The sequence below is a fragment of the Hymenobacter agri genome, from assembly GCF_054778495.1.
This window is the reverse complement of sequence record NZ_BAAGZM010000577.1, coordinates 1-2,706: the sequence shown is the minus strand read 5'-3', so window position 1 is coordinate 2,706 and position 2,706 is coordinate 1. Positions and strand designations below refer to the sequence as shown.

3 protein-coding genes and 1 pseudogene are annotated in these 2,706 nt (G+C 60.1%); 2 read left to right on the top strand and 2 right to left on the bottom strand.

Features of this window, described 5'->3' with window-relative positions; genetic code table 11:
• A partial coding sequence (locus ACYVDE_RS19630) for a S41 family peptidase (protein ID WP_460503232.1) occupies positions 1-386 on the bottom strand: 386 nt, incomplete at its 3' end.
• A gap of 508 nt (positions 387-894) precedes the next feature.
• On the opposite strand from ACYVDE_RS19630, the gene ruvX reads away from it, so the two are divergent.
• Positions 895-1,521, top strand: a complete 627-nt coding sequence (gene ruvX / locus ACYVDE_RS19625; RefSeq protein WP_460503231.1) for a Holliday junction resolvase RuvX — start codon at positions 895-897, stop codon at positions 1,519-1,521.
• Positions 1,522-1,598: 77 nt separating this feature from the next.
• Here ruvX and ACYVDE_RS19620 read toward each other — a convergent pair whose 3' ends face one another.
• Positions 1,599-2,252, bottom strand: a complete 654-nt coding sequence (locus tag ACYVDE_RS19620; protein ID WP_460503230.1) for a response regulator transcription factor — start codon at positions 2,250-2,252, stop codon at positions 1,599-1,601.
• 264 nt (positions 2,253-2,516) lie between these two features.
• On the opposite strand from ACYVDE_RS19620, the pseudogene ACYVDE_RS19615 reads away from it, so the two are divergent.
• Positions 2,517-2,706: pseudogene (locus ACYVDE_RS19615) on the top strand (hypothetical protein); the annotation flags it as partial.

Sequence of the window (2,706 nt, the reverse complement as noted above, 5' to 3'; positions counted from 1 at the left end):
GACACCCGCTTGCCGCCAATGCTCAGCACCTGGTCGCCGGGCTGCACGCCGGCCTGCTCGGCCGGGCCGCCGCTGAGCGGGGCCACCACCGTCATCGTATCCCGAAACAGGTTGAACTCGATGCCTACGCCATCGAAGTCGCTTTGCAGAAAGGCGTCGGTGCGGTCGCGGTCGCGGGCCGGAATGTAGACCGAATGCGGGTCGAGCCTTTCCAGCATCTGCATCACGGCGTAATCGGCCAGTCCTTCAGTGTCCACCGTATCCGCATAGTCGCGGTCAATGTAGCTGAGAATCTCCTTGAAGCGCAGGTAGCCGCGGGCCGTAGCATCGGGGTTTTCCGACGAAGGGCGGAACGGATTATTGGCCACCAGCACACCGCTGCCCATGGCCAGTAGCAGTAGTACCGTCTGCCGAAGCCATACCCACCGCCGGGGGGCAGCCGGCCGGCCAAGCTCCTGATTAGCAGGCGAGGAAAGGGCCATGAGGAATTAGTGTAGCGTTATCGACAAATAGAATAAAATTAGATAGACTTCAAAATTATAGAAATTTTCTTAGTTGAACCCAACTAACGGCAACGTTTGCGGTGTTTCTCTAATCAATACAATAGTTTACACGCAAAAGGCAAATAAAAGCCATAATTAACGGCATATTACAATCGTGGTGAAGCCGTAGCCTTACCCTTAACCATCTTTCGTTCTAGTACTTTATACAGAATTACTTAATGGCTATTCATCTACCCAAGCCGATTGGCCCGCTTGTCTTGCTGACTTGCCGCTTCTGGCGGCGGCCGGTAGCTACGGCGCGGGCGGCAGTTCGGATTGACTGCCTGCCAAGGGCCGTATCTTTGTACTTCGCCGGGCAAGGTGCCCGGCGGCTTGCCCCTCTCCCATCCCTATGCCCCGCATCCTCGCCATCGACTACGGGAACAAGCGCGTGGGCCTCGCCGTGACCGACCCGCTGGGCATGATTGCCTCGCCGCTCGACACCATTCACAGCAAAGACCTGCTGGCCTACGTGAAGGCCTACCACCAGCGCGAGCCGCTGCGGGCCGTGGTGGTGGGCATGCCGCGCACGCTACTCAACGAGCCCACCGACGTGACCAGCGCCGTGGTGGGCCTGCTGCACAACCTCGATAAGCTGCCGCCCCACGTATGCGCGCTGCACGTGGCCCTGAGCGTGGCCGCCGTGGTGCTGGCCTGGCTGCTGGTGCACCTGGTGTTCACGCTGCGCTACGCCCACGCTTACTATGACCGCGACGAGGAAACCGGCCACGACGTGGGCGGCCTCGTGTTTCCCGACGACCAGAACGACCAGGGCGAAACCAGGCCCCGCCTTAAGCCCAACTACATCGACTTCGCCTATTTCTCCTTCGTCATCGGCATGACGGCCCAGACCGCTGACATCGCCATCGCCAACCGCGAGCTGCGCGGCACGGCGTTGCTGCACGGCTGCGTGTCGTTTCTGTTCAATACGGTCATCGTCGCGCTCACCATCGGAACGGTGGGCGGGCTGCTGAACTAGCGGCGGGCGCTACGTAGCCGCCGCCGGGCAGGCCGGAAAGGCGTTCAAAAAATACGTACTAATACCGAGCGGTAACGCTACGAAATCAGCCCACGGCTTACGGCCAGTTTGATAAGCGCCGCCGTGTTCTTGGCCTGGGTTTTAGCGATGATGTTCTGCCGGTGCGTTTCGATGGTGCGCTTGCTGGTGAACAGCTTATCGGCAATTTCGCCATTGGTCATGCCCTCGGCAATCAGCTTCAGCACTTCCAGCTCGCGGGCCGTAAGGTCGGCTCCCGAGGCGCCGCCTTCTTCCACCGAAAGGCTGGCCGACTGGGCCACGGCCTTGTAGAGCATGTTGAGGCCGATTTCGGTGCACAGAAACGGGTTGTTGGCGGCTACCGTCCGAATAGCATGCGTAATCTCGCTGATGGCGGCGTTTTTCAGCACGTAGCCCAGCGCGCCGGCCTCGAGCATGCGGGCCACGTAGTTCTCGTGGTCGAGCATGGTCAGTACCAGCACGCGCACCTCGGGGAAGCGCTGCCGCAGCACGGGCATGGTCGAGAAGCCATCGAGCACGGGCATCTGCACGTCCATCAGCACCACGTCGGCCGGCGTCGTTTCCAGAATGGAGAGCACCTCGTCCCCGTTGCTGGCTTCGCCTACCACCTCCAGGTCTGCTTCGGCCGAAAGCAGTGCGCGAATGCCATCGCGCAGAATGGTGTGGTCGTCGGCGAGAATAATGCGGGTCATAACTGGGCACGGAGGGATAAGAGTGTCGAAACGGGTTCCAGCGCACAAGGTTGGCTCAAAAGCGCTGGCAGAAAAAATGGCTCCGTATTTGTACCAAGCATACCCGGCTGGCCCGGCGTTTTTTAAGGGATTTATACGGCTTTTGTTCGCTGCATAATAGTTGAGCTTGGGCATTCCGTAGCTTCGGGGTGCCAAAGTCCAAAACGTGACCCGGGCCACCGGTATTTTACTATCTTTTTAGCTTCTGCTATCCCTCTGCCTTTTATGATTCGACTACTTCTTACCGAAGGCGATGCTACTGCCCGGCAGGAATTAAGACTCGGGCTGGCTGCGGCAACTGGCATCGAGGTAGTGGCCGAAGCCGGCAGCAGTACCGAGCTGCTGGCGGCGCTGGCCACGGCCGCCCCCAGCATCCTGCTGCTCGACCTGGGCCTGCCCGGCGGCGACGGCCTCG